We start from the raw sequence: 3,833 nt of genomic DNA, 5'->3' as shown, positions 1-3,833 counted from the left end.
GTGCGCGGTTTCAACGATGATGCGGGCCTGCACCATTCTCGAATCTCGAAGACAGGAGTGATCCATGAGCACGATCTATGACCTCGGGTTGCCCAAGACGGCGGCCAATTTTGTGGCGCTGTCGCCGGTGAGTTTTGTCGAGCGCAGCGCTGAGGTTTTTGGCGACTTGCCCGCTGTGATCCATGGCACTCGGCGCTACACCTGGGCTCAAACCCGGGACCGCAGCGCGCGGCTGGCAGCGGCCCTGCGCGCCATGGGTGTTGAGCGCGGCAGCACTGTGAGCGTGATGCTGCCCAACACGCCCGAGATGATCGAGGCGCACTACGCCGTGCCCGCTCTTGGCGCGGTGCTCAATACCCTCAACACCCGACTAGATGCCTCTTTGCTGGCTTGGCAGTTGAACCACTGCGAAGCCCACGTGCTGATCACCGACAGCGAATTTGCGCCGGTGATGGACAAGACCTTGGCGCTACTTAAGAGCGTGCATGGCCGTGATGTGATCGTCATCGACGTCTGCGATAGCGAATTTGCTGGCGAGCACGCCTGCTTGGGCCAGCATGAATATGAAGAGTTGTTGGCTGAATACGCGCCCTTGGTCCGACTCGAAGGCCCGGCTGACGAGTGGGATGCCATTGCCGTGAGTTACACCAGCGGCACCACCGGCGATCCTAAAGGTGTCGTGACCCACCACCGGGGGGCTTACTTGAACGCGGTGAGCAATGCGGCGACGTGGACCATGCCGCACTTCCCGGTCTATCTGTGGACGCTGCCGATGTTCCATTGCAACGGCTGGTGCTTCCCGTGGACCCTCGCCATGTTGGGCGGCACCCATGTGTGCCTGCGCAAGGTCGATGCCAAGCTCATTTTGGAGGCGATGGCCGACCACCAAGTGGATCACTACTGCGCCGCACCCATCGTTCACAGTTTGTTGATCAACGCGCCGGCTGAGTTGCGCGTGGGCCTTGGCAAGGTGCGTGGTTTGGTGGCGGGTGCCGCACCACCGGCGGCGATGATCGAAGGCATGGCGCGCATCGGCTTTGATTTAACCCATGTCTACGGGCTGACCGAGGTCTATGGCCCGGCGGCGGTGGCGGTGCAGCGCCCCAGTTGGGCAAGCGCATCCATCTCAGAGCAAGCACGCCTCAATGGTCGTCAAGGGGTGCGTTATGCGCTTCAAGAAGGCATGACGGTGATGGATCCCGAGTCGATGGCTGAGGTTCGGGCCGATGGTGCGCACATGGGTGAAATCATGTTCCGGGGCAACATCGTCATGAAGGGCTACTTGAAGAACCCGGGTGCAACCGCAGCTTCCTTTGCGGGTGGCTGGTTTCATACCGGCGATTTGGCGGTCATCGAGCCAGATCGCTACGTCAAGATCAAGGACCGCAGCAAGGACATCATCATTTCGGGCGGCGAGAACATTTCTTCACTCGAAGTTGAAGATGCGCTCTATCGCCATCCCGCCGTCACCGCCTGCGCTGTGGTCGCCAAGCCAGATCTCAAATGGGGCGAGGCCCCGCTGGCTTATGTGGAACTGGCTTTGGGGGCCAGCGTCAGCGCCCAAGAACTGATCGCGCACTGCAAGTTACTGCTTGCGGGCTACAAGGTGCCGCGCGAGATCCGCTTCGAGCCGATCCCGAAAACTTCAACCGGCAAGATTCAAAAGTTTCAGCTGCGCGAGCGCGCCAAATCGAACGCAGCCCTCGGTTAAGTTAAGTCGTCTTTTTGGCCTTGCGCGCCGCCCAGCGCGCGCGCATGTTGCGCCACAGGCCGGCCGGGGTCAGGATGTGTTCTAGCTTGAAGTGCTTGATCAGCTTGCGCTTCACGATCTCCTTGATCAGCCACTGAAGCGGGTTGGCGATGATCTTGGCGATGAACTTTTGAATCAGCGAGAACACGACTTTCAGCAACGATCCGGTCGTGCCACCGACCCCACCCGCCGTGGTCGCCGCAGTGCCTGCGACGGCGATGGCGGCACCCCCGACGGTGGTGACACCCGCCATGACCATGCCAATACCGATCACCACGGCCGCAGCTACCGCAGCGGTGGCAGGGGTAATGTGCTTGATTTGGTCCATCAAGCCCGAGGCCTCCGAGGCCGCTACCGCTTGAGATGGGGCGGGGGCTGAAGGTGGCGTTGGAGCGACTGAGGGGGTGGAGGCTGGCGCTTCGGGCGGTGCTGCTGGGGTGGAAGCGGGTGGTTCCGGTTCAGGTGCGGCGGCCGGCGGCGGTTGAACCACCTCGGGCTCCCGCACTTGGACCTTGGGGGGCGGCGGCTGTTTGACCTCCACCGATGGTTTAACCACGGGCGGCGGCGGGACAGAGGGTGCTGAGGCGGCGGGAGGTTCCTCGACGGCAACGACCAGAAGATCATCCAGCCCCCGAGCGGCGGGTACGGTCGGCGGGCTCACCGCGCGCCGCAGTTGATCCCGAGCACCGCTCGGCGGGCCATCCACGCCCCACTGGAGATTCAGGGAGCTATCTTGGGCTTGAGTGGTCGTTGTGGCCACCAAGCCAAGCCATACGCCGAGCAACAGGGCGCGGGTAAAAAACGAGCGATTCATCATGCGGTGAGTGGTGGAGAGACGAAGCCGTCGTCAGAACGCTTGTGTCAGATTCAGCCAGAGGCGTGGTGCGGTGTCGATGGTTTTCCAAGCCAACTGCGTGGTGAGTCGCATTTTGGGCAGCGGTCGCAGTTCGAGACCCACGCCGAGGCTCTCACGATTGAACCAGTTGACGCTCCAAGCCGGGGCTTGATTCAGTACGCCCCAGCCGATGTCGCCAAAGGCGTAGCCGTCCACATAGGTGCTGGTGCGGCGTATTTCGGCACTGGCCACCAAACCGGTGTCCACCCGAGCGTCGTTCATGTCGTAGGCCCGCACGGCCTGCGACCCACTCAGCAGCAGTTGTTCCGAGCGCGCCAACGAACGGTCGGCCCATTGCGCATCGGTCCGGGTGGTGACGTTCCAATGCGGATCAAGGTGTGCGGCCAACGCCCAGCGGCTCGCCAGCAGCAGAAACGGCCCCGTACTGACGGTGCTATCGGCGGGGTCCGAGCTGACGCTGGTGTATCCAGCGGTGATGCTGCCCTCAAAGCTTTGACGTTGATTGAGGCTATGGCGCTGGTCGCTCCAGCCGAGTGTGAGCGTCTCGACCGCATGATCAGCGATCAGCGTATCGGTCTGATCGTGATAGCTGCGCAAGGCCAATCGGCTAGAGAGCCTCGTGGTACGACCGGGCTGGCGCAGCAAGTTGATCGCCGCATCGACCGCCACCATGGCGGCACGGCCATGCTGGAGCACCGGCGGCATGTCGATGTTTTGCGCTGGCTGCGGGTCCAGGGTGTATTCAAGATAGGCCAAATCCAACCCGGCGCTCATGCCATCGGCCTGTTGGCTGAAGGTGGCTTGACTGCGGTAGTTGCCCTGGCCCATGGCGGTCAGGCGGGTGGTCAAGCTGGTACCGATCGCACCGGCGTGACGCCAGACCAGCAGCGCTTCACCTTGGCCGGGTTCGTTGGGCAGCAAGGCCACGTTGCTCACCCCGACTTGACCGACCAAGCGGGTCTCACGCTGCGCATACAAACTCAGATCGGTGCGGCCCGGTTCTTGGCTTGGCGTCAACACGATGCGACTGCGCACCCCCGGTAACTCGGCCAAAGCCAGCAGGTCTTGCTCCAGGGCATCCAGTCGCAATGGCTGGCCGGTTTGCTGATGGAGATAGGGCCGCAGATCGTCGGCATCGTCGGGGCGGTCTGTAACCACGTTGATTTGCCCCACCTGGCCTTCGCTGACGACGAATTCAACGATGCCGCCACGCACTTGCTGAACGGG

Annotated in this window: 3 protein-coding genes; 1 reads left to right on the top strand and 2 read right to left on the bottom strand. The window is 62.5% G+C overall.

Annotation, left to right across the window (positions count from 1 at the left end; all coding sequences use genetic code 11):
• Positions 1-64 precede the first annotated feature (64 nt).
• Positions 65-1,711, top strand: a complete 1,647-nt coding sequence (locus AC3VI7_RS12295; protein WP_489669453.1) for an acyl-CoA synthetase — start codon at positions 65-67, stop codon at positions 1,709-1,711.
• Between the two features lies 1 nt (position 1,712).
• On the opposite strand, the gene AC3VI7_RS12290 is transcribed toward AC3VI7_RS12295, so the two are convergent.
• Positions 1,713-2,567 carry a hypothetical protein gene (locus tag AC3VI7_RS12290; RefSeq protein WP_489671587.1) on the bottom strand — a complete coding sequence of 285 codons (855 nt, stop codon included), beginning with the start codon at positions 2,565-2,567 and terminating at the stop codon, positions 1,713-1,715.
• 30 nt (positions 2,568-2,597) lie between these two features.
• Positions 2,598-3,833 (bottom strand): ShlB/FhaC/HecB family hemolysin secretion/activation protein (locus AC3VI7_RS12285; protein ID WP_489671586.1); only part of this gene is annotated, 1,236 nt, incomplete at its 5' end.

The sequence above is a fragment of the Leptothrix toolikensis (SeqCode) genome, assembly GCF_057922285.1.
The sequence above is the reverse complement of the archived record's forward strand: the minus strand, read 5'-3'. Positions and strand labels throughout refer to the sequence as shown.